The organism is Enterovibrio norvegicus FF-33 (genome assembly GCF_000286835.2).
In the GTDB taxonomy this organism is placed as follows: domain Bacteria; phylum Pseudomonadota; class Gammaproteobacteria; order Enterobacterales; family Vibrionaceae; genus Enterovibrio; species Enterovibrio norvegicus_A.
This window is the reverse complement of the sequence record NZ_AJYD02000033.1, coordinates 9627-10072: the sequence shown is the minus strand read 5'-3', so window position 1 is coordinate 10072 and position 446 is coordinate 9627. Positions and strand designations below refer to the sequence as shown.

Sequence of the window (446 nt, the reverse complement as noted above, 5' to 3'; positions counted from 1 at the left end):
CACCCGAATAAAGTGTCGGCTGCGCGACACTTATTCTTATTTGTTAAATGTATTTCTAATCGAATGGAGTGAATTGAATGTCATATCCATGCGGGTTTTCTCTAGGTGGCTCTTCTGGCTCAGTGGCATATAATTGAATTTCGCCTGTTACTTCAAAGCCAATTTGGCTACCAATACTTTTCACCATATAAGGTGGCTCATCTATATCTGTAGCCCACACTTTGATCCCCATAATCGCATTACCTTTAGGGCAAGAGAACCCTTCTGCCATTTCACCGCAAACACCTTCTGCTAAAACGGTGTAGTGAGTATATGGAGTTGTTTCTTTTCCATAACGGAGCTTTAATTTCCAATCACTATCATTACTCATACTTTGCCCTTGAACACTTGTCGCAATAAACATTAACGTGATTAGAGCGAAGAAATTAGGAATATTCATATACATT

Annotated in this window: 1 protein-coding gene; it reads right to left on the bottom strand. The window is 39.2% G+C overall.

Annotated features, from left to right (window positions below; all coding sequences use genetic code 11):
* Window positions 1–55: 55 nt before the first annotated feature.
* The coding region (locus tag A1OO_RS08385) for a hypothetical protein (RefSeq protein WP_017005325.1) at window positions 56–446 on the bottom strand (391 nt) is incomplete at its 5' end.